The 22,758-nt window shown below is 63.9% G+C and carries 20 protein-coding genes and 2 tRNA genes; all 22 read right to left on the bottom strand.

Annotated elements, in window-relative coordinates:
- Nucleotides 1-115: 115 nt before the first annotated feature.
- The gene (locus B146_RS0104885) at nt 116-802 is read right to left on the bottom strand and encodes an ABC transporter ATP-binding protein (RefSeq protein WP_155897368.1); all 687 of its coding nucleotides are present in this window, start codon (nt 800-802) and stop codon (nt 116-118) included.
- Nucleotides 802-2,103, bottom strand: coding sequence for a lipoprotein-releasing ABC transporter permease subunit (locus tag B146_RS0104890; RefSeq protein ID WP_026358335.1), 1,302 nt, complete (start codon nt 2,101-2,103; stop codon nt 802-804). Before B146_RS0104890 ends, B146_RS0104885 begins: the two co-directional genes overlap by 1 nt.
- 13 nt (nt 2,104-2,116) lie before the next feature.
- Nucleotides 2,117-3,439: a proline--tRNA ligase gene (gene proS, locus B146_RS0104895; RefSeq protein WP_019995303.1), complete on the bottom strand. Its 1,323-nt coding sequence runs from the start codon at nt 3,437-3,439 to the stop codon at nt 2,117-2,119.
- A gap of 514 nt (nt 3,440-3,953) precedes the next feature.
- The gene (locus B146_RS0104900) at nt 3,954-4,220 is read right to left on the bottom strand and encodes a DUF1467 family protein (protein ID WP_019995304.1); all 267 of its coding nucleotides are present in this window, start codon (nt 4,218-4,220) and stop codon (nt 3,954-3,956) included.
- 48 nt (nt 4,221-4,268) lie between these two features.
- Nucleotides 4,269-5,879: a ribonuclease J gene (locus B146_RS0104905; protein ID WP_081630933.1), complete on the bottom strand. Its 1,611-nt coding sequence runs from the start codon at nt 5,877-5,879 to the stop codon at nt 4,269-4,271.
- A 116-nt stretch (nt 5,880-5,995) separates the two neighbouring features.
- Entirely contained in the window at nt 5,996-6,772 is a 777-nt protein-coding gene (locus tag B146_RS0104910; RefSeq protein ID WP_026358336.1) for a biotin--[acetyl-CoA-carboxylase] ligase, read from the bottom strand.
- A gap of 3 nt (nt 6,773-6,775) precedes the next feature.
- Entirely contained in the window at nt 6,776-8,227 is a 1,452-nt protein-coding gene (gene nuoN, locus B146_RS0104915) for an NADH-quinone oxidoreductase subunit NuoN (RefSeq protein ID WP_019995307.1), read from the bottom strand.
- Nucleotides 8,228-8,243: 16 nt separating this feature from the next.
- Nucleotides 8,244-9,752, bottom strand: coding sequence for an NADH-quinone oxidoreductase subunit M (locus B146_RS0104920; protein ID WP_019995308.1), 1,509 nt, complete (start codon nt 9,750-9,752; stop codon nt 8,244-8,246).
- Nucleotides 9,752-11,728 carry an NADH-quinone oxidoreductase subunit L gene (gene nuoL / locus B146_RS0104925; RefSeq protein WP_019995309.1) on the bottom strand — a complete coding sequence of 659 codons (1,977 nt, stop codon included), beginning with the start codon at nt 11,726-11,728 and terminating at the stop codon, nt 9,752-9,754. The genes B146_RS0104920 and nuoL overlap by 1 nt, the downstream gene beginning before the upstream one ends.
- Before the next feature lie 8 nt (nt 11,729-11,736).
- Nucleotides 11,737-12,045, bottom strand: a complete 309-nt coding sequence (gene nuoK, locus B146_RS0104930) for an NADH-quinone oxidoreductase subunit NuoK (protein WP_019995310.1) — start codon at nt 12,043-12,045, stop codon at nt 11,737-11,739.
- Nucleotides 12,046-12,068: 23 nt separating this feature from the next.
- Nucleotides 12,069-12,683, bottom strand: coding sequence for an NADH-quinone oxidoreductase subunit J (locus B146_RS0104935; protein WP_026358338.1), 615 nt, complete (start codon nt 12,681-12,683; stop codon nt 12,069-12,071).
- 110 nt (nt 12,684-12,793) lie between these two features.
- Entirely contained in the window at nt 12,794-13,285 is a 492-nt protein-coding gene (gene nuoI / locus B146_RS0104940; protein ID WP_019995312.1) for an NADH-quinone oxidoreductase subunit NuoI, read from the bottom strand.
- A gap of 104 nt (nt 13,286-13,389) precedes the next feature.
- The gene (gene nuoH / locus B146_RS0104945) at nt 13,390-14,436 is read right to left on the bottom strand and encodes an NADH-quinone oxidoreductase subunit NuoH (RefSeq protein ID WP_019995313.1); all 1,047 of its coding nucleotides are present in this window, start codon (nt 14,434-14,436) and stop codon (nt 13,390-13,392) included.
- A gap of 15 nt (nt 14,437-14,451) precedes the next feature.
- On the bottom strand, nt 14,452-16,527 hold the full coding sequence (gene nuoG, locus B146_RS0104950; protein WP_019995314.1) for an NADH-quinone oxidoreductase subunit NuoG: 2,076 nt from the start codon (nt 16,525-16,527) through the stop codon (nt 14,452-14,454).
- Between the two features lie 72 nt (nt 16,528-16,599).
- Entirely contained in the window at nt 16,600-17,907 is a 1,308-nt protein-coding gene (nuoF, locus tag B146_RS0104955; RefSeq protein ID WP_019995315.1) for an NADH-quinone oxidoreductase subunit NuoF, read from the bottom strand.
- Nucleotides 17,908-17,923: 16 nt separating this feature from the next.
- Entirely contained in the window at nt 17,924-19,120 is a 1,197-nt protein-coding gene (nuoE, locus tag B146_RS25065; RefSeq protein WP_019995316.1) for an NADH-quinone oxidoreductase subunit NuoE, read from the bottom strand.
- A gap of 155 nt (nt 19,121-19,275) precedes the next feature.
- The gene (locus B146_RS0104965; RefSeq protein WP_019995317.1) at nt 19,276-20,466 is read right to left on the bottom strand and encodes an NADH-quinone oxidoreductase subunit D; all 1,191 of its coding nucleotides are present in this window, start codon (nt 20,464-20,466) and stop codon (nt 19,276-19,278) included.
- A gap of 137 nt (nt 20,467-20,603) precedes the next feature.
- Complete coding sequence (locus tag B146_RS0104970; protein WP_019995318.1) at nt 20,604-21,203, bottom strand: NADH-quinone oxidoreductase subunit C; 600 nt, start codon at nt 21,201-21,203, stop codon at nt 20,604-20,606.
- A gap of 1 nt (nt 21,204) precedes the next feature.
- Nucleotides 21,205-21,762: a NuoB/complex I 20 kDa subunit family protein gene (locus tag B146_RS0104975; RefSeq protein WP_026358339.1), complete on the bottom strand. Its 558-nt coding sequence runs from the start codon at nt 21,760-21,762 to the stop codon at nt 21,205-21,207.
- Nucleotides 21,753-22,118, bottom strand: a complete 366-nt coding sequence (locus tag B146_RS0104980; RefSeq protein ID WP_019995320.1) for an NADH-quinone oxidoreductase subunit A — start codon at nt 22,116-22,118, stop codon at nt 21,753-21,755. Before B146_RS0104980 ends, B146_RS0104975 begins: the two co-directional genes overlap by 10 nt.
- A 283-nt stretch (nt 22,119-22,401) precedes the next feature.
- Nucleotides 22,402-22,478, bottom strand: a tRNA-Asp gene (locus tag B146_RS0104985).
- Nucleotides 22,479-22,512: 34 nt separating this feature from the next.
- Nucleotides 22,513-22,589 (bottom strand) — tRNA-Asp (locus B146_RS0104990).
- Nucleotides 22,590-22,758 lie beyond the last annotated feature (169 nt).

Genomic DNA, 22,758 nt, shown 5'->3' on the forward strand with positions numbered 1-22,758 from the left:
GGTTCGAAGATGGCCGTCTAACTGTCGGGATGCGGAATCGCTGCATCAAGGACGTCGGCAAGTTGCCGCATCCGGTCGCAGCTATCGACGGGAGCGCCCTTTCGCTCCCATCAACTCAAAGCGTGTGCGGGAGGATCTTGCCGTCCTGCAGCGTCACGGCCCGGTCCATTCGCCGGGCGAGATCGTGATTGTGCGTGGCGATCAGCGCCGCGACCCCGGACTGCCGAACGAGAGCCGTCATGGCGTCGAACACGTAGTTCGACGTGGTCGGATCGAGATTGCCGGTGGGCTCGTCCGCCAGAAGCACGAACGGATTGTTGGCCACCGCCCGCGCAATGGCGACGCGCTGCTGCTCGCCACCCGAAAGCTCGGACGGGCGATGCTTGGTGCGATGGCCCAGGCGCATGTAGTCGAGCAGCGCATGCGCCCGCTCGGCCGCGACATCACGCTTCAGGCCGCCGATCATCTGCGGCAGCATGACGTTTTCGAGCGCCGTGAATTCGGGCAGGAGATGGTGGAACTGGTAGACGAAGCCGATCGCCGCGCGCCGCATGGCCGTGCGCCCCGCATCGTCGAGCGCGCCGCAGGATTGGCCGTTAACCACGACGTCGCCGCCGTCCGGCCGCTCAAGAAGCCCCGCGATGTGCAAGAGCGTGGACTTGCCGGAGCCGGACGGCGCGACGAGCGCCACCATCTCGCCGGGGCTGATGGCGAGATCGGCCTGGTCGAGGATCGTCAGGCGCGACTCGCCCTGAAGGAAATGGCGTTCGACGCGTTCGAGCCGAAGGGAAGCGGTTTGCATCATTCGTACCGAAGCGCCTCGACCGGATCGAGCTTCGACGCCTGCCAGGAAGGGAAGATCGTCGCAAGGAAAGACAGGCCGACCGCCATGAGCACGACCGTCACGACTTCGCGCGGGTCGATCTCCGCCGGCAGACGGCTGAGGAAGTAGATTTCCGGCGGAAAGATCGGGACGCCGGACAGCCAGGAGAAGAACTGCCGCAGGTTCTCGATATTGAGGCAGAACAGCGTTCCGAGCGCAAAGCCGGCGAGCGTTCCCGCGACGCCGATCGAGGCGCCGGTGATCAGGAAGACGCGCATGATCGAGCCGCGCGTCGCCCCCATCGTGCGCATGATCGCGATGTCGCGCCCCTTGTCCTTCACCAGCATGAACAGGCCGGAAATGATGTTGAGCGCAGCGACGAGAACGATCAGCGTCAGGATGATGAACATCACGTTCCGCTCCACTTCCAACGCGGAGAAGAAGCTCTCGTTCTGGCGTTGCCAGGTGATCGTGTAGTTCGGTCGGCCGGCGGCCTGTTCGATCGGCGCCTGGAGCGAGGTCACCTTGTCGGGATCATCGACGAAGATCTCGATCGACTGCGCCTGGTTCTCCTGGTTGAAGAAGAGCTGCGCCTCACTGAGCGGCATATAGACATAGGCCGCATCGTATTCCGACAGGCCGATCTCGAAGATCGCGACGATCGGATAGGCCTTCACGCGCGGCGTGACGCCGAGCGGGGTCACGTCGCCTTCGGGCGAAACCAGCGTGATGCTGTCTCCCAGCCGCAGGCCCAGCGAATCCGCGAGCCGGCTGCCGATGGCGACGCCTTGGCTCGTGTCGAAATTCTCGATCGTGCCCTGTTTGATGTTGGAAGCCACCGGCTTCAGCTTCAGGAGGTCGCCCCCCCGCACGCCCTTCACCAGGGCGCCGGTGCTGGCGTTGTTGGAGCCCGTCGCCAGAACCTGCCCCTGCACGAGCGGCATCGTGTAGGCGACGCCCGGCACGCCGGCGATGCGCTGCGCCACCGCGTCGTAATCGGTCAGCGGCGAGTCCATCGGCTGCAGGATGACATGGCCGTTGACGCCGAGAATGCGAGTCAGCAACTCGCCGCGAAAGCCGTTCATCACGGACATGACGATGATGAGCGCCGCGACGCCCAGCATGATCCCGACGAAGGAGAAGCCGGCGATGACGGAGACGCCGGCGTCGCGCCGCCGCGATCGCAGATACCGCCCCGCGATCATCCATTCGAAACGCGAAAAGGGTTTCGTCTTGAAGGCGGGAGGAACAGCCTGCGGCGCGGCGGACACGGAACTCATCGCAGGGTCACGCTCATGCCGTCAAACGGCGGATGACGTCGCCCACCGGCAGCGTCTCGCGATCGCCGCCGGCGCGCAGCTTGATCTCGACTTCCCCGGCCTTCGCGCCGCGCGGTCCGACGATGACCTGAACTGGCAGACCGATCAGATCCATGGTCGCGAACTTGGCGCCGGCGCGCGTGTCCTGGTCGTCGTAGAGCACGTCCTGTCCGGCGGCCTGCAGCTCGGCATAGAGACGCTCGCAGACGGCATCGCAATCGGCGTCGCCCGGCTTCATGTTGACGAGGCCGACGTCGAAGGGCGCGACGCCCTTCGGCCAGATGATGCCGTTCTCGTCATGCGAGGCTTCGATGATCGCCGCGATCAGGCGGCTCGGGCCGATGCCGTAGGAGCCCATGAAGACCGGGGTTTCCTTCCCGTCGGGGCCGGTCACGGACGCCTTCATCGGCTCGGAATATTTGGTGCCGAAATGGAAGATGTGGCCGACTTCGATGCCGCGTGCCGCCACGCGGTCGCCTTCCGACACGCCGTTCCAGGCGGCCTCGTCGTGCATCTCCTCGGTCGCCGCATAGGGCGTCGTCCACTGCGTCACGATCTCGGCGAGCGCGCCCGCATCGGAGAAATCGACGCCTTCGCTCGGAGCGGCCATGTCGAGATAATCGCGATGGCAGAAGACTTCGCTTTCGCCGGTCGAGGCGAGAATGATGAACTCGTGGCTGAGCTTGCCGCCGATCGGGCCCGTGTCGGCGCGCATCGGGATCGCCTTGAGGCCCATCCGCTCGAAGGTGCGCAAGTACGCCACGAACATACGATCATAGGCGGTCTTCGACGACTCGTAGTCGATGTCGAAGGAATAGGCGTCCTTCATCAGGAACTCGCGCGAGCGCATGACGCCGAAGCGCGGCCGCACCTCGTCCCGGAACTTCCACTGGATGTGATAGAGGTTCAGCGGCAGGTCCTTGTAGGACCGCACATAGGACCGGAAGATGTCGGTGATCATCTCCTCGTTGGTCGGGCCGAACAGGAGATCGCGCTCGTGGCGATCCTGGATGCGCAACATCTCCTTGCCGTAATCGTCGTAGCGGCCGCTCTCGCGCCAGAGATCGGCCGACTGGATGGTCGGCATCAGCATCTCGATCGCGCCGGAGCGGTCCTGTTCCTCGCGGATGATCGCGCAGACCTTGTCGAGAACGCGCTTGCCGAGCGGCAGCCACGAATAAAGGCCCGCCGCCTGCTGGCGGATCATGCCCGCGCGCAGCATGAGACGATGCGAGACGATTTCCGCTTCCTTCGGAGTTTCCTTCAGAATCGGCAGAAAGTAGCGGGAAAGGCGCATGGGAACTCGAAGCTCGGGCCAGACAAGGGGACGGGAGGCGAACTCCCTCGCCGGCTTCTTAACGGCTCGGGAACCGAATGCAAAGCGCGGCTCGCGAACGGCTCAAGGTCCGGGCGCGCTTGCCGATCCTCCGACCGATGCCCGGATCGGCAGCGCCCTGCGAAAAAAATCGTCACATTTCTGCCATGGGTCTCGACAGCGGCCAGATTCGCGGTTTAGTCTCATTCTACCAACAAGCGTCGAATGGCGCACGAATTCCGCAAGTCGCGTTTGGGAGGACGTGATCTTCGGCGCGCGAAAGCGCAGCCTTGGCCCAAGGGCTGAAGCAAGATCCAGGCTTGTGATTTTCAAATGCGAGGCTCTGCCTCGCATTTTTTTTGGCCTTCTGCTCCCTCATCCAACCACCCGAGGCTTGCGCGAAGCTTTCCGACACGCATGCCGAAATCGCCCGCCACCAGAGGTGACGGAGCGCGGCTAGAGCTGAAGACTGACGAACCTGGCGGGTGGTGGTCGGTCAGGTTCCCGGGACGATGTGGGGGAAGCTGTCGATGCCGAACCCGAGCACTTCCGTTCCCACATAGAAGAGCGCGAACAGAAGGCTCGCCGCGATCGTCGTGCGCAACACGATCTTCGAAAGCGAGAATCGCGCCGGAGCGCTGTGCGCCGTGCCGAGGATCACCTCACCCTCGTCGACCTGCGAGCGCATGCCGATCGGCAGGATGACGAAGAGCACCGTCCACCAGATGACGAAATAGATCGCAACGGATGTGACGATGCCCATCGATCCTCCTCCCGGCCGTCCCGTTTCCTCGAAGGAAACGGACGGCCCTTAGTTCTTGACCACGAAAACCGTGACGGCCGGCTTCTTGCCCCAGGCGTCGTTGGCTTCGCTGCGAACCGCGCGACGAACCGCTTCGCGCACGAGTTCCAGATCCTTCCGGCGCCCGCGCGGAATGCTCTCTACCGCGCCCGCCGCCGCGTCCAACAGGACTTCCGTCATATCGTCGCCGTTCTCGTCGCGCTCGGGAAGCCCCATGGCGACGATTTCCGGATCGAGTTCCAGCTCCAGCTTGGCGTTGAGCTCCACCAGCACGGACACGTGACCCGCGAAGGCTAGTCGACGACGCTCGTCGATGCCCATTTCCTTGGTGCCGCCGATCAGGAACCCGTCCTTGTAGAACCGGCCGACCGGCACTTCGTCGACGATCGAAGCGGGACCCGGCGCCAGACGCACCATCTTGCCGTTGCGCAGCGACACGACGTCCTTGACGCCGATCTCCTTGGCGAGTTCGGCATGGGCGAAGAGATGGGCGGGTTCGCCGTGGGCGGGCACCGCGATCTGCGGGCGCGTCCACTCGTACATGCGACGAAGCTCGGAGCGGCGCGGATGGCCCGACACGTGAACGAGCTTGTCGTGATCCTCGATCACGATGATGCCGCGCTCGATGAGCCCGTTCTTGATGTCGTTGATCGCCTTCTCGTTTCCGGGAATGCTGCGCGAGGAGAAGATGACCGTATCATCGCACGAGAGCGCGACCGCCGGATGCTCGTCGCGCGCCAGCTTGGCGAGCGCGGCCCGTGGCTCGCCCTGGCTGCCTGTCAAGACGATCACGGCCTTCTCGCGCGGGATATAGCCGAAATCCTGCTCGCTGACGAAAGGCGGCAGCGATTCCAGATAGCCGAGCTCCGAGGCGACATCGGCCACGCGCTTCATCGAGCGGCCCATCAGGAGAACCTGGCGACCGGCCACATCGGCCGCCTGCGCGATGGACCGGATGCGCCCCACATTGGAGGAGAAGGTGGTCACCGCGACGCGGCCCTTGGCGGAGCGGATGATCTCGGCGAGCGAGGCCGCGACCTCCTTCTCGCTCGGCGACTCGCCTTCGCGCATGGCGTTGGTGGAATCGCAGACGAGGGCCAGAACGCCCTCGTCCCCGATCTCCCGCAGGCGCTTCTCGTCCGTCGGCTGACCGAGGCCGGGCGTCGCGTCGATCTTCCAGTCGCCCGTGTGGAGAACGGTGCCGAGCGGAGTGCGAATGGCCAGCGCCACCGGCTCGGGGATCGAGTGGGTGACGTTCACCGCTTCGATCGAGAACGGGCCGACATCGAACCGATCGCCAGCGCGGAAGATCGTCACCGGAACCTTCGGCGCCCCCGGCTCGCCCTCGCGCTTGGCCGCGAGAAGCGCCGAAGTGAAGGGCGTCGCATAGACCGGCGCCTTCAGGCGCGGCCAGAGGTCGAGCACCGCGCCGTAATGGTCCTCGTGCGCGTGGGTGATGATGATCCCCTTCAGCGCATGAAGCTGCGATTCCAGAAAGGTCGTGTCGGGAAGCACGAGATCGACGCCCGGCAGTTCGGGACCCGCGAAGGACACGCCGCAATCGATCGCGATCCATTCCCGGTTATCGGCCGGACCATATCCGTAGAGGGCGAGATTCATACCGATCTCGCCGATGCCGCCCAGCGGCACGAAAACCAACTCGTTCAATTCACGTCACTTTCATATTGCCGAAAACCGGCATCGTCATTTCGATAAGGCAGGGGTCACCTGCAAACTCACTGAGCGCTCTGCTCGCGCTGGCGCGGCAGAAGGAAGACGTCTCCAGCCGAGATCTCGAGGCGCCGCGCATCCTGGGTTTCCAACACCAGTCGCCCCGACGCATCCAGATCGGCGAAACGCCCTTCCAAGCTTCGATCCGGGAGATTCACGCGGCAGGGCTCGCCGAGCCCAGCGGCGCCCGCCAACCATTCCGTCCGTATGTCGGAGAAATGGCGTCCCGACCGCCATAAGTCCAGAGCCGACTCCACGCCGTCGGCCAAAGCGAGAAACACATCGCGAACGCTGGCGGCGCTGCCGGCGCGCCGAACCGTCGTCACGGGATAGGGCGCGTCGTCGGGACACAGCTCGACATTGATGCCGCAGCCGATCACGACCGCCTGACGGCCGTCCGGGGTGCGTTCGCTTTCGACGAGGATTCCGGCGCATTTCGCGCCGTCGATTAGGATGTCGTTCGGCCACTTGATCCGAACGCGATCAGCGTCAAGCCCGGAAAGGTTCGAGAAACCCCGACGCATGCCGACGGCGATCACGAGCGGCAGTTGCCCCAGCGACGGCAGAGGCGCCGGATCGAGGAGCAGGAGGCTCGCGTAGAGATTGCCCACTTCAGACGACCAAGGGCGGCCACGCCGCCCTCGCCCCGCCGACTGGCGCTCCGCCGTGATCCAGAGCGGACCGGGATCGCCGGCCCGCGCTGCTTCCATCGCGACGCTATTGGTGGAACCGACCTCCCCCAGCGCGAGCCAGCGGCGCGGCGGTGAGCGGCCGCCCCTCATCCCTTACAGGAAGAAGCTGCGCGCCGCAGCCGCGGCCGCGCCGAAGATCGGCCCGGCGAGGAAGATGTAGGCCGGGAAGACGAACAGCGTCGCAGCGCCCAGGACCACCTTCAGTTCGGTGCCGATAGGCTCGAAACCACCCAAGGGCTCGTCGAACCACATGACCTTCACCACGCGCAGGTAGTAGAAGAGACCGACGGTCGACGCGATCACGCCGATCACCGCGAGCGGCACGAGGCCCGCACCAACGGCCGCGACGAAGACGTAGTACTTCCCCCAGAAGCCTAGCAGCGGCGGAAGACCGGCGAGCGACAGGATCAGCGTCGTCAGCGCGACGGCGAGCAGCGGATTGGTGCGCGAAAGGCCGGCGAGTTCATAGACGTCTTCAACCATCTCGTCGCGGCGACGCATGGCAAGGATGACCGCGAAGGTGCCGAGCGTCATCGCGACATAGGTCGCCATGTAGATGAGCACGCCACGCACGCCCGCTTCGTCGCCGGCGGCGAGACCCACCAGCACGTAGCCCATGTGGCCGATCGAGGAATAGGCCATCAGGCGCTTGATGTTGCGCTGGCCGATCGCGGCAAAGGAGCCGAACAGCATCGAGGCGATCGAGATGAAGATGATCACCTGCTGCCAGTCCGCCGTCAGCGGGCCAAAGCCTTGGACGGTGAAGCGCGTCAGAAGCGCAATCGCAGCGACCTTCGGAGCGCCGGCAAGAAGCGCGGTCACCGGCGTCGGAGCGCCCTCATAGACGTCCGGCGTCCACATGTGGAACGGAACCGCCGACACCTTGAAGGCCAGACCCGCGAGCACGAAGACGAGGCCAATCAGGAGGCCGATCGAACGGGTCTCGGGAGCGGACACGGCAATCGCGATTTCGCGGAACCCGATCTGGCCGGTAAAGCCATAAACGAGCGACGCGCCATAGAGCAGCATGCCCGAGGAGAGCGCGCCGAGAACGAAGTACTTGAGGCCCGCCTCGGTCGACTTCACGTGATCGCGCGCGATGGCGGCGATGACATAGATCGCCAGCGACTGAAGCTCGAGGCCCATATAGAGCGCGATCAGATCGCCCGCCGACACCATGACGAGCATGCCGACCGTGCAGAGCACGATAAGGACCGGGAACTCGAACTTGTCGAAGCGCTCGCGCTTGGCGAAGGACGACGACATGAGAAGCGCGGCGGCCGAGCCGATGAGCACCAGCACCTTCATGAAGCGGGCGAACGGGTCGAGGATCACCGAACCGCCGAAGGCGACACCGTCCGGCGCGACGAAGCACAGCCAGCCAGCGGCGAAGACGAGAAGGCCAACCGCCAGCGCCGAGACGAAGCCGCCGCTGCGTTCACCCTGGAACGTGCCGATCATCAGGAGGAGCATCGCGCCGACCGCGAGGATCAGTTCGGGCCCGACGATGGGGAGGCTTTGCGCCACATATTGCGAGAAGATCATTTGTCAGCCCGGTCGGTTAATGCAGCGAGGCGACGCTGGCGGCTGCTTGAAGGGCGGCCGTGTAGTTGCCGAGGAGATGCTCGACGGAGGCGGCGGTGACGTTGAAGACCGGCATCGGATACACACCGAAGAAGACGGTCAGGACGGCCAGCGGGTAAAGAAGAACCTTCTCGCGCGGCGTCAGGTCGAGAATGGCCTTCAGGTTCTCCTTGTCGAGAACGCCGAGAACCACGCGGCGATAGAGCCAGAGGGCATAGGCCGCCGAGAGAATGACGCCCGTCGCGGCGAAGATCGCGACCCAGGAGTTGGAGCGGAACACGCCCATCAGCGTCAGGAACTCGCCGACGAAGCCGCTCGTGCCCGGCAGACCGACATTGCCCATGGTGAAGAGCAGCATCATCGCGGCATAGGCCGGCATCCGGTGCACCAGACCGCCATAGGCGGCGATGTCGCGGGTGTGCATGCGGTCATAGACCACGCCCACGCAAAGGAAGAGCGCGCCCGAGATCAGACCGTGGCTGAGCATCTGGAAGATCGCGCCCTGCACGCCCTGCTCGTTGGCGGCGAAGATGCCCATGGTCACGAAGCCCATGTGAGCCACCGACGAGTAGGCGATCAGCTTCTTGATGTCTTCCTGCATCAGCGCGACCAGCGAGGTGTAGATGATCGCGACGACGGAGAGCGTGTAGACGAGCGGCGCGAACTCGGCCGAAGCCAGCGGGAACATCGGGAGCGAGAAGCGCAGGAAGCCGTAGCCGCCGAGCTTCAGGAGGATGCCGGCCAGGATCACCGAACCCGCCGTGGGCGCCTCGACGTGCGCGTCCGGAAGCCAGGTGTGAACCGGCCACATCGGCATCTTCACGGCGAAGGAGGCGAAGAAGGCCAACCAGAGCCATGTCTGCATCTTCGCCGGGAACTGGTAGGCCAGGAGGTCCGGGATCGAGGTCGTGCCGGCGGTCCAGTACATCGCCATGATGGCGACGAGCATGAAGACGGAGCCGAGGAACGTGAAAAGGAAGAACTTGTAGGATGCGTAGACGCGACGCTTCCCGCCCCAGACACCGATGATCAGGAACATCGGAATGAGGGAGCCTTCGAAGAACAGGTAGAAGAGCACGATATCCAGCGAACAGAAGACGCCGACAACCAGCGTCTCCAGCACGAGGAAGGCCATCATGTATTCCTTGACGCGGACCGTGATGGAGTCACGGCTGGCCAGGATGCAGATGGGCATCAGGAAGGTGGTCAGAATGACGAACAGCATGGAAATGCCGTCGACGCCCATATGGTAGCTAATGCCCCCTTCCAGCCATTCGGCGCGTTCCACCATCTGGAAGCCCGGGACGCTCTTGTCGAAGCCGACCCAGATCAGAAGCGAGAGCAGGAAGTTGAAGACCGTGACGAGCAGCGCGACGTTGCGGATGTTCCGACGCGCCAGTTCGTTGTCGTCCCGCGTGAACAGGATGATCAGAACGCCGACGAGCGGAAGAAACGTGACGGTCGATAGAATCGGCCAGCCGGTCATCAGATGGACCCCCGGAACATCATGAAGGTGACGAGCGCCGCGACGCCGATCAGCATGACGAATGCGTAGTGATAGAGATAGCCGGTCTGCATCTGCACGACCCGGTTGGTCACGTCGAGGACGCGCGCCGAGATGCCGTCGGGGCCGAGCCGGTCGATGATCTTGCCGTCACCCGTCTTCCACAGGAAGCGGCCGAGCCACTTGGCCGAACGCACGAAGAGGAAATCGTAGAGCTCGTCGAAGTACCACTTGTTGAGGAGGAACTTGTAGAGCCCCGGATTGCGGGCCGCGAGCTTGGCCGGCTTCTCGGGCGAGCGCACGTAATAGACATAGGCAACCAGGAAGCCGAGGATCATCGCCACCGTCGGCGAATACACGACCCAGGCCGGGCTGTGATGCGCTTCGTGAAGGACGTGATTGTCCGGCCCGGTGAACAGCGCCGTGTGCCAGAAGCCCTCGTAACCCTCGCCGAGGAAGAACGGATAGAAGACGATACCTGCCAGAAGCGCACCGACCGAGAGGACGTAGAGCGGCACGGTCATGACCGGCGGCGACTCGTGGACGTGGTGCATGACCTCGTGGCTGGCGCGCGGCTTGCCGTGAAAGGTCATGAAGACCAGACGCCAGGAGTAGAAGCTCGTCAGAGCGGCGGCGATCACGGTCATGATGAAGCCATACATGGCGAAGGCGTTCTCGCCCGCGAACGCGCTCTCGATGATCGCGTCCTTGGAGTAGTAGCCCGCCGTGAACGGGAAGCCGGTCAGCGCCAGCGTGCCGATCATCATGGTCCAGTAGGTGATCGGGATATGCTTGCGCAGACCGCCCATGTTGCGCATGTCCTGCTCGCCGTCGACCGCATGGATCACCGAGCCGGCGCCGAGGAACAGGAGTGCCTTGAAGAAGGCGTGCGTGAAGAGGTGGAAGACGGCCGCGCCATAGGCGCCGACGCCGAGCGCGACGAACATGTAGCCGAGCTGCGAGCAGGTCGAATAGGCGATGACGCGCTTGATGTCGTTCTGCACGAGGCCGATCGTCGCCGCGAAGAAGGCCGTGGTCGCGCCGATGAAGGTGACGAAGGTCAGAGCCGAGGGGCTGAGTTCGAAGACCGGCGACATGCGCGCCAGCATGAACACGCCCGCCGTCACCATCGTCGCCGCGTGGATCAGTGCCGAGACCGGGGTCGGGCCTTCCATCGCATCAGGCAGCCAGGTGTGGAGGCCGATCTGCGCCGACTTGCCCATGGCGCCCATGAACAGGAGGAGGCAGATCGCGGTCATCGCGCCGGCGGCGCCGAGCGAATAGCCGGCGAAGCTCAGGATCGGCTGTGCAACCTCGCCGCCTTCCCCGTGGATCGTGCCGACCATCTGACCGGCGCCCGCGAAGATCGTGTCGAAATTGACCGAACCGAAGACGACGAAGAGACCGAAGATGCCGAGAAGGAACCCGAAGTCGCCCACGCGGTTGACGACGAAAGCCTTCATCGCGGCCGCGTTGGCGGAGGGCTTCTGATACCAGAAGCCGATCAGCAGGTAGGACGCGAGGCCGACGCCTTCCCAGCCGAAGAACATCTGGACGAGGTTGTCGGCCGTCACCAGCGTCAACATCGCGAAGGTGAAGAGCGAAAGGTAGGCGAAGAAGCGCGAACGGGACTCGTCGTGATGCATGTATCCAATCGAATACACGTGCACGAGCGCCGAGACCGTGTTCACGACGACGAGCATGACGAGCGTCAGCCGGTCGATCCGCAGCGACCAGGACACGTCGAGCGCGCCGGCCTGAATCCAGTGAAGCACGGGAACGTGCAGGGTCTCGCCATTGCCGAAACCGAACGAGACGAAGGCGATCCACGAGAGAACCGCGCCCAGGATCACGAGTGCGCTCGTGACGTATTCCGACGCCTTGTGGCCGATGGTCGGCCCCGCGAGACCGGCCGTGATGAAGCCGATCAGCGGGAGTAGAACGATGAGGGTATACATCCTCGCCTTCAGCCTTTCATCGTGTTGACGTCGTCGACCGCGATCGAGCCGCGGTTGCGGAAGAAGACGACCAGAATTGCAAGCCCGATCGCGGCCTCTGCGGCGGCGACGGTCAGAATGAACAGGGCGAAGATCTGCCCCGCGAGATCGTTCAGGAAGGCGGAGAACGCGACGAGGTTCAGGTTCACCGACAGGAGGATGAGTTCGACCGACATCAGGATGGTGATGATGTTCTTGCGGTTCATGAAGATACCGAAGACGCCGATCACGAAGAGAATGGCGGCAACCGTAAGGTAGTGTCCGAGACCAACGGCCATGATTGCTGTTCCTTGGGTTCCGCTCAGATGCCGCGACCGCTCTCGACCTTCACGACCTCGATGGCCGTGGAAGGATTGCGAGCGACCTGTTCGGGGATCGACTGGCGCTTGATGCCCGGCTTGTGGCGGAGCGTCAGGACGATGGCGCCGACCATGGCGACGAAGAGCACGAGACCCGCCATCTGGAAGAAGAAGACGTAGCGCGTGTAGAGGACGTGGCCGATCGCCTCGATGTTCGACATGGTCTCGAGCGGCGGGATCGGCAGGACAGTCCCGGCAGACGGCGCCGGCTGGTAGTAGCCGCCCGACAGCGCGATCACGAGCTGGGCGAGGAGAACGAAACCGATGATCGCGCCGATCGGCGCGTATTTCAGGGCGCCCTGCTTGATGCGGCCGAAATCGAGGTCCAGCATCATGACGACGAAGAGGAAGAGGATCGCGACGGCGCCGACATAGACGACGATCAGAATCAGCGCGAGGAACTCGGCGCCGGTCAGAAGGAAGAGACCGGCGGCCGCCACGAAGGTCAGGATCAGGAACAGGACCGAGTGGACCGGGTTACGCGCCACGACCACCATCAGCGCCGAACCAACGCTGACGATCGCGAAAAGGTAGAAAAACAACGTCTGTAGCCCCATCGTGGCGGGCTCCCCCAAAGGTACGGTTCACTCGCAAGGTCTGCGCCGCTTCGGCGCCAAACCCTGCCCAAATCGAATCCGCGGCCTCCTTTACGGCGACCGCCCGAGGCTTACCGGTACGGTGCGTCCAGCGCAATGTTCCGAGCGATTTCGCGCTCCCAGCGATCGCCGTTCGCCAGAAGCTTTTCCTTGTCGTAGTAGAGCTCTTCGCGCGTTTCCGTGGAGAACTCGAAGTTCGGTCCCTCGACGATCGCGTCGACCGGGCAGGCCTCCTGGCAGAAGCCGCAATAGATGCACTTCACCATGTCGATGTCGTAGCGCACCGTGCGGCGCGTGCCGTCATTGCGGCGCGGACCGGCCTCGATCGTGATCGCCTGCGCGGGGCAGATCGCCTCGCAGAGCTTGCAGGCGATGCAGCGCTCCTGCCCGTTCGGATACCGGCGCAGCGCATGCTCGCCGCGGAAACGCGGGCTCACCGGTCCCTTCTCGTAGGGGTAGTTCACCGTCGACTTCGGCGCGAAGAAATAGCGCATGGAGAGCCGGAACGCGCCCAGGAACTCCAGAAGGAACAGCGATCGAATGGTCTGCGTCAGAGCGCTCATCTTATACCTTGCCTCCGAGGATCGGAGCGAATGTCAGGTCTTCACCCCCGGCATTCGAGGGAGTGCAAAGAAGAAGAAAGGCGGCTCGACCGCCGCCTTTCCGATCAGGCGTTGCCCCAGCCGGTCAGCTGCAGGACGAAGGCGACGATCACGACCATGGCGAGCGAGATCGGGAGGAACACCTTCCAGCCCAGGCGCATCAGCTGGTCGTAGCGATAGCGGGGCACGAAGGCCTTCACCATGGCGAAAAGGAAGAAGCAGAACGCCACCTTGATCAGGAACCAGATGAAGCCCGGAATCCAGGTGAACGGCACGATGTCGATCGGGGGCAACCAGCCGCCGAGGAACAGGATCGTCATCAGCGAGCACATGAGGGTGATCGCCGCATATTCGCCGAGCATGAACATCATGTACGGGGTCGAGCCGTACTCGACCATGAAGCCGGCCACGAGTTCGGATTCCGCTTCCGGAAGGTCGAACGGGGGGCGGTTCGTCTCGGCCAGCGCCGAGATGAAGAAGATGACGAACATCGGGAAGAGCGACAACCAATGCCAGTCGAGGAAGCTCGCGGGCATGCCCAGCATCGTGCCGAGACCGTCATGCTGCGCGACGACGATATCCGTCAGGTTCAGCGAGCCGACGCAGAGGAGAACCGTCACGATCACGAAGCCAATCGAGACTTCGTAGGACACCATCTGCGCGGCGGAGCGAAGCGCGCCGAGGAAGGCGTATTTTGAATTCGAAGCCCAGCCGCCCATGATGACGCCGTACACTTCGAGGGACGAGATCGCGAAGATGTAGAGAATGCCGAGATTGATGTCGGCGATCACCCAACCATCGGCCACCGGCACCACGGCGAACGTCGCGAGCGCCAGCGTCACGGCGACGAGCGGCGCGACGAGGAAGACGACCTTGTCGGACGAAGCCGGGATCACCGGCTCCTTCAGAACGAACTTCAGAAGATCGGCGAAGGACTGGAAGAGACCGAAGGGACCGACGACGTTCGGACCACGACGCATCTGCACCGCCGCCCAGATCTTGCGATCGGCCAGGAGGATGTAGGCGATCAGAACGAGCAGCACGACCAGGAACAGAAGGCTCTGTCCGAGGATGACCAGGGCCGGCCAGATATAGGACGAGAAGATGTCCATGAGATTGGGTCTTCCTTACTCGGCAGCCTGGAGCTGCTCGCCGCGCGCGAGACGCGAGCACTCGGCCATCACCTTCGATGCACGGGCGATGGGGTTGGTCAGGTAGAAATCGCCGAGGCGCGACCGGAACACGTCGCCGCTCAGCGCTCCGGCCCGGTCGGCCAGAACCGTCACGGCGTTGCGGTCGGCTTCGATCAGATCGCCCTCGGCCAGATGCGGCACGGCGGCGACGAGATCGGCGCGAAGCTGCGCGAGCGAATCGAAGGGCAGCGTCTTGCCGAGCACGGCCGAAAGGGCGCGCAGGATGGCCCAATCTTCACGTGCATCGCCCGGCGGGAACGCGGCACGACCGCCCGACTGCACGCGGCCTTCGGTGTTGACGTAGGTGCCGGCCTTCTCGGTATAGGCCGCTCCCGGCAGGATGACGTCGGCGCGATGCGCGCCGCGATCGCCATGCGTGCCGATATAGACGACGAACGGGCCAGCACCGATCTCGATCTCGTCCGCGCCAAGATTGAAGAGAACGTCGACACCACCCTTGGCCATCGCCTCGGCCGAGAGCGAGCCCGCCTGCGGCACGAAGCCGATGTCGAGGCCGCCGACGCGCGAGGCCGCCGTGTGGAGAACGTTGAATCCGTTCCAGGTGTCGGTCACGGCACCGATCTCACGCGCCAGGGCGGCGACGGAGTTCAGGACGTCGAGACCGTTCTCGCCGGCCATAGGCCCCTGCCCCAGGATGATCATCGGACGCTCGGCCTTGCGCAGCGCCTCGTAGAAGTCGCCGTTGGCCTTCTCGATTTCGCCGAGCGTCTGCGGGCCGGCGCCGAGATGCGTCACGGCATAGCGAAGGTCGATCGCCTCGCCGATCATGCCGATCGGGAAGCCGCCCCGACGCCAGCGCTTGCGGATGCGGGCGTTCAGAACAGGCGCTTCGAAGCGCGGGTTGGCACCGATGATCAGAAGCGCGTCGGCATTCTCGATCCCGGCAATCGTCGTGTTGAAGATGTAGGACGCGCGGCCGTCGGCCGGGTTCAGCTTGGACCCATCCTGACGGCAGTCGAAATGGCCCGAGCCGAGCTGGCCCATGAGACGCTTCAGCGCCCACATCTCTTCGAGATTGGCGAGATCGCCGGCGATCGCGCCGATGCGCGACGCGTCGGTCGCGGACACGCGTGCCTTGATCGCGTCGAAGGCTTCCGACCAGCTGGCGGGCTGCAAACGCCCGTCACGGCGCACGTAAGGGCGATCGAGGCGCTGCGTGCGCAGACCATCCCAGACGAAGCGCGTCTTGTCGGAAATCCACTCCTCGTTCACGTCTTCGTTCGTGCGCGGGAGAATGCGCATGACCTCGCGTCCGCGCGTGTCGACGCGGATCGACGAGCCGACCGCGTCCATGACGTCGACGGTCTCGGTTTTGGTCAATTCCCACGGACGAGCCTGGAACGCATAGGGTCGCGAGGTCAGCGCACCGACCGGGCAGAGGTCGATGACGTTGCCCTGCAGCTCTGAGGTCATCGCCTGCTCGAGATAGGTCGTGATCTCGGCGTCCTCGCCGCGACCGATCAGCCCGAGCTCCGAGATGCCGGCGACTTCCGTCGTGAAGCGGACGCAGCGCGTGCAATGGATGCAACGCGTCATGATCGTCTTCACGAGCGGACCGATATACTTGTCTTCGACGGCGCGCTTGTTTTCCTTGTAGCGCGACGAGTCGACGCCGAAGGCCATCGCCTGATCCTGCAGGTCGCACTCGCCGCCCTGGTCGCAGATCGGGCAATCCAGCGGATGGTTGATGAGGAGGAACTCCATCACCCCTTCGCGCGCCTTCTTCACCATCGGCGTGTTGGTGAAGATCTCCGGCGCTTCGCCGTTCGGGCCCGGGCGCAGATCGCGCACGCCCATGGCGCAGGACGCTGCGGGCTTGGGCGGCCCGCCCTTCACCTCGACCAGACACATGCGGCAATTGCCGGCAACCGAGAGCCGCTCGTGGAAGCAGAAGCGCGGAATTTCGGCACCAGCCTCCTCCGCTGCCTGAAGCAGCGTGTAGTGGTCGGGAACCTCGATCTCGTTGCCGTCGACTTTGATCTTTGCCATCTGCTTTTTCTCAGTTCCGCTGCCGCCCAACCGGCGAGGCTCGAAGCCCCGCCCCGCTTTCGCGTCGACCGCTTACTCCGCCGCCTGGAGAATGGCGGGCCGGTCCTTGTCGGCATTGCGTGAAAATTCGTCGATGCGCCGTTCGATCTCGGCGCGGAAATGGCGCACGAGGCCCTGGATCGGCCATGCGGCCGCGTCGCCGAGCGCGCAGATCGTGTGACCTTCGACCTGCTTCGTCACGTCCAGCAGCATGTCGATCTCGCGCTTCTGCGCGTTGCCGACCACCATGCGCTCCATGACACGCCACATCCAGCCGGTGCCTTCGCGGCAGGGCGTGCACTGGCCGCAGCTCTCGTGCTTGTAGAAATAGGCGAGCCGCGCGATCGCGCGCACGATGTCGGTGGACTTGTCCATGACGATCACGGCGGCCGTGCCGAACGAGGACTTCACCTCGCGCATGCCGTCGAAATCCATGATCGCGTCGACCATCTGCTCGCCGGGGACCAGCGGGCAGGACGAGCCGCCCGGGATGACCGCCAGTAGATTGTCGTAGCCGCCGCGAACGCCGCCGCAATGGCGGTCGATCAGCTCGCGGAACGTCACGCCCATCGATTCCTCGACGGTGCAAGGGGTGTTCACATGGCCCGAGATCGAGAAGAGCTTGGTGCCCGTGTTGTTCGGTCGACCGAAGCCCGCGAACCAGGCGCCGCCGCGGCGGAGGATCGTCGGCGCGACCGCGATGGACTCGACATTGTTGACCGTCGTGGGGCAGCCGTAGAGGCCCATATTCGCCGGGAACGGCGGCTTCAGGCGCGGCTGGCCCTTCTTGCCTTCGAGGCTTTCGAGCAGCGCCGTTTCTTCGCCGCAGATGTAAGCGCCCGCGCCGTGATGGACGAAGACGTCCATGTCCCAGCCGCACTTGTTGTCACGACCGAGGAGACCGGCGTCGTAGCATTCGTCGATGGCGAGCTGCAGCGCTTCGCGCTCGCGAACATATTCCCCGCGGACGTAGATATAGGCCGCGTGAGCCCCCATCGCGAAGCTCGCGATGATGCAGCCCTCGATCAGCGTGAACGGGTCGTTGCGCAGGATCTCGCGATCCTTGCACGTGCCGGGCTCGGACTCGTCGGCATTCACGACGAGGTAATGCGGGCGATCGCCCACTTCCTTCGGCATGAAGGACCACTTGAGACCGGTCGGGAAGCCCGCGCCGCCGCGTCCGCGCAGACCCGACGCCTTCATCTCGTTGATGATCCAGTCCCGGCCCTTGCCGATGATGTCGGCCGTGCCGTCGAAATGGCCGCGACGCATCGCGCCCTTCAGGCTCTTGTCCCGAAGGCCGTAGATATTGGTGAAGATGCGATCCTGATCCTGCAGCATATCCGCTTCCCCGCCCTTAGCGCTTCGGCTCGTCAGCGTTCGGAACGCTGCGGTTTTCGCTTCCCGAGGCACCGGCTTCGCTCGCCGGGGTGCCGGTCGTATCGGACGTGTTCCGACGCTCGCCTTCCAGACGACCGCTCGCGCCGGCTTCGCGGTTCGAAAGGTCCTCGCCCGCCGGCGCGGCACCAGCCGCATCGCCCGGAACGCGCTGCTCGTCGCGAACGACGCGGTCCTCGGCTGCCTCGCCCTTGGTCTTCAGCGGACCGTCGGTGCGCGGCTTGCCGTCCACCGACCCGCGTCCCGCGCCGAACTCGGCTTCGTCGCGCTGCTTCTGGTCGGTCGGCCCTTGCGAGGTTCCGCCGGTGCGCCCGGCGCCCGGCTGATCCGCACCCGCTGCGGGATCGACGCTCGTTTCGCCTTCCTTGGCGGAATGCGAGTCGGCGGCCGAAGCCTTGCCCGGCGCCTGGATCGTCGGATCGGTTTCCGGCGCGCTCGTTTCCACGCGGCCAGCCTGCGAGGGCGGCGTCGAAGCCTCGCCCGTCGCGCTCGAACCCGATGCGGACTGGCCGCGCGCACGCGCTTCGTCCGGACCGTCCTCGTCATTGAACGCGGTCAGCGTCGTCAGACCACCCATCGGGACCGAGAGATGGCGGTCGACCTGCGGCCCCTTGCGAACGCTGGCGCCCTCGCCGGCATCGAAAGCCTCGATGATCTCACCCAGACGCTCGGGGGTGAGGTCCTCGTAGGTGTCCTTGAAAATCATCACCATGGGCGCATTGACGCAGGCGCCCAGACACTCCACCTCTTCCCACGACAGGGTGCCGGCTTCGTTCAGGTGGAACGGCTCGGGGTGGATATGCTTCCGGCAGACGGCCTTCAGATCCTCGGCGCCGCGCAGCATGCAGGGCGTCGTGCCGCAAACCTGAACATGGGCGCGGGTGCCGACCGGCTTCAGCTGGAACTGCGTATAGAAGGTGGCGACTTCGAGCACGCGGATCATGGGCATGCGCAGACGATCGGCGACATACTCGATCGCCGCCTTGGTGACCCAGCCGTCCTGTTCCTGGGCGCGCATCAACAGCGGGATCACCGCCGATTGCTGGCGCGCTTCGGGATATTTCGCGATCGTCGCGACAGCCCACCGCTCGTTTTCATCCGAGAACGCAAAGCTCTGGGGCTGAACGGTATCTTCCGCAAGGCGTCGGACAGACATTGGACCTCGACTTCAGAACGGTTCCAACATGCGTATGTTGCGGCGCGTTCTAACATAGAATGCACAAAAGACCAGCGGCTTCACGTCTCCGCGAGCGCCGATATGATTTCGGTCACGAGTTCGAACCGAGGCCCTCGTAGACCTCGGCGGAACGCTTAGCGATCGACCTCGCCGAACACGATATCGCACGACCCAAGGATCGCGGACACGTCGGCCAGCATGTGGTTGCGGCACAGGAAATCCAGCGCCTGCAGATGGGCAAACCCGGGAGCCCGGATCTTGCAGCGATAGGGCTTGTTCGTCCCGTCCGCCACGAGATAGACGCCGAACTCGCCCTTCGGCGCTTCCACGGCGGCGTAGACTTCGCCTTCGGGAACGTGGAAGCCCTCGGTGTAGAGCTTGAAGTGGTGGATCAGCGCTTCCATCGAACGCTTCATGGCGGCGCGCTTGGGCGGCACCACCTTGCCTTCGGTGGACGAGATCGGACCGACGCGATCCTTGCCGGCCAACCGCTCGATGCACTGCTTCATGATCGCGGTGGACTGACGCATCTCTTCCATGCGGATGAGATAGCGGTCGTAGCAGTCGCCATTCTTGCCGATCGGAATGTCGAACTGCATCTGGTCGTAGCATTCGTAGGGCTGCGACTTGCGCAGGTCCCAAGCCGCTCCCGAACCGCGCACCATCACGCCCGAGAAGCCGAGCGCCAAACCGTCCTCCAGCGAGACGACGCCGATATCGACGTTGCGCTGCTTGAAGATGCGGTTTTCGGTCAGAAGCTCGTCGATATCGGCGAGCGCCTTCAGGAACGGGTCGCACCAGGCGCCGATATCGTCGACCAACTGGGCGTCGAGATCCTGATGCACACCGCCCGGACGGAAATAGGCGGCGTGAAGCCGCGCACCGCTGGCGCGCTCATAGAACACCATGAGCTTTTCGCGCTCTTCGAAGCCCCAGAGCGGCGGCGTCAGCGCGCCGACGTCCATCGCCTGCGTCGTCACGTTCAGGAGATGCGACAGAATGCGGCCGATCTCGCAGTAGAGAACGCGGATCAGCTGCGCCTTGATCGGAACGTCCACCTCGGCCAGCCGCTCGACGGCGAGGCAGAAGGCATGCTCCTGGTTCATCGGCGCGACATAGTCGAGGCGGTCGAAATAGGGGATCGCCTGGAGATAGGTCTTCTGCTCGATCAGCTTCTCGGTGCCGCGATGCAGGAGGCCGATATGCGGGTCCACGCGCTCGACATTCTCGCCATCGAGTTCGAGAACGAGACGAAGCACGCCGTGGGCCGCCGGATGCTGCGGCCCGAAATTGATGTTGAAGTTTCGGACGTCGATCTCAGCCACGGTCAGGCCCCTTGTTCGTTAGCGAAGTGCGCCAGACATCGGGCGCCGGTCAGCATACGTGTTTGCACCGAGGACCTCGCCTCGGACGCAGGGAACTGCGAGAAAGCCCCTCAAGGCCGCTCGCAGCGCCCTCCTCGTCAGTTCGCCTTTGCCTTCTCGTCGCCCGGCAGAACGTAGTCCGTTCCTTCCCAAGGCGACAGAAAGTCGAAATTGCGGAACTCCTGGCGGAGCTGCACGGGTTCGTAGACGACCTGCTTCAGCTCTTCGTCGTAGTGAACCTCGACAAAGCCGGTCAGCGGGAAGTCTTTGCGCAGCGGATGCCCCTCGAAACCGTAGTCCGTGAGGATGCGGCGAAGATCGGGATGGCCCGTGAAGAGAATGCCGTAGAGATCGTACGCTTCGCGCTCGAACCAGTCGGCGCCCGGGAAAACGCCGAAGATCGAGGGAACCGGACGGTCCTCGTTCGTTACGACCTTCACGCGGATGCGCTGGTTCAGATGCAGCGAGAGGAAGTGATAGACGACCTCGAACCGATCGACGCGGTTCGGATAGTCCACGCCCGCCACGTCGATGAAGCACTTGAACTGGCACTGCGAATTGTCGCGCAGGAAAGTGACGGTCTCGACGATATCCGCCGGCCGAACTTCGATGGTCAGTTCGCCATAAGCGATCTTCGCCTCGACGAGCTTGTCGCCGAGTGCCTCGCCCAGGAAGTCCGAAAGCTCGCTCATGCTCATGTCAGCGCTCGATGGTCCCAAGGCGGCGGATCTTCTTCTGCAGGAGCAGCATGCCGTAAAGCAGCGCTTCTGCCGTCGGCGGGCAGCCCGGCACGTAGATATCGACCGGAACGACCCGGTCGCAGCCGCGCACCACCGAATAGGAATAGTGGTAGTAGCCGCCGCCATTGGCGCAGGAGCCCATCGAGATGACGTAGCGCGGCTCCGGCATCTGGTCGTAGACCTTGCGGAGCGCGGGCGCCATCTTGTTGGTCAGCGTGCCGGCGACGATCATGAGATCGGACTGGCGGGGCGAAGCGCGCGGGGCGAACCCGAAGCGCTCGCCGTCATAACGCGGCATGGACATCTGCATCATCTCGACCGCGCAGCAGGCGAGACCGAAGGTCATCCACATGAGCGAGCCGGTGCGTGCCCACTGGATGAGATCCTCGGTGGAGGTGACGATGAAGCCCTTGTCGGCGAGTTCGTTGTTGACGTCGGTCACGAACGGGTCTGCTGCGGGAGCGACCTGAAGGTCCGAGCGTGACGCCAGCGAAGAGGAAGCGGGGTTCAATCCCATTCCAACGCACCTTTCTTCCATTCGTAGACGAAGCCGACGGTCAACACGCCGAGGAACACCATCATCGACCAGAGCCCGGCCCAGCCCAGCTCATGGAACGAGGCGGCCCAGGGGAACAGGAAGGCGACTTCCAGATCGAAGATGATGAACAGGATCGACACCAGATAGAACCGAACGTCGAACTTCATTCGGGAATCGTCGAAGGCGTCGAAACCGCATTCGTAGGCCGAGAGCTTCTCGTCGTCGGGAGCCTTGAACGCCAGAAGGAACGGCGAGACCAGAAGGGCCAAGCCGATCAGCAGCGCAACGCCGACGAAGATAACGATCGGGAGATAAGAACCAAGGAGCTCGTTCACAAGCCTAACTCTCCATATCGCGAACGCGTCGCGATCCGGCAACGGGTTGAAGCATCTCAAACTTTCGGCTGCATTAACGTCGCTGGAGTCAACCGACCGGAAGCCCCAAGGCCGTCTCCGCCGAACCAAATCGGGGCGAGAATTAGACCCTTCCCAAAGTAGAAGCAAGGCGCCTTTCGTCACTGCGAAGGACTTCGCGCAAGCTCACGCACCGCAACCATGCGACCGATGGAATCACATGGCTGAACGAATACGAAAAGGTAGAATGGAGGGGCATCAAAGATGGCGCGAGTGACGGGGCTCGAACCCGCGACCTCCGGCGTGACAGGCCGGCACTCTAACCGACTGAGCTACACCCGCGCAAACGACCGCCAAAGCGATCTATATGTATAAATGGCGCGAGTGACGGGGCTCGAACCCGCGACCTCCGGCGTGACAGGCCGGCACTCTAACCGACTGAGCTACACCCGCGCTTCGTGCCGCTGTCGTCTCCGTCAGCGGCATGAGTGGTCGTTTAGGTCCTAGCGCTTTCGGTGTCAACGCCCTTTTGCAATATCAGCGATTTCAGTGACTTACGCCCTCCCCTCGCTGATTCATCGCCGGCCGGTGACAGAATCACGGAGTTTGGATGACGAATCGG

Origin of the sequence: Aureimonas ureilytica DSM 18598 = NBRC 106430 (assembly GCF_000382705.1) — a bacterium.
Classification (GTDB): Bacteria; Pseudomonadota; Alphaproteobacteria; order Rhizobiales; family Rhizobiaceae; genus Aureimonas; species Aureimonas ureilytica.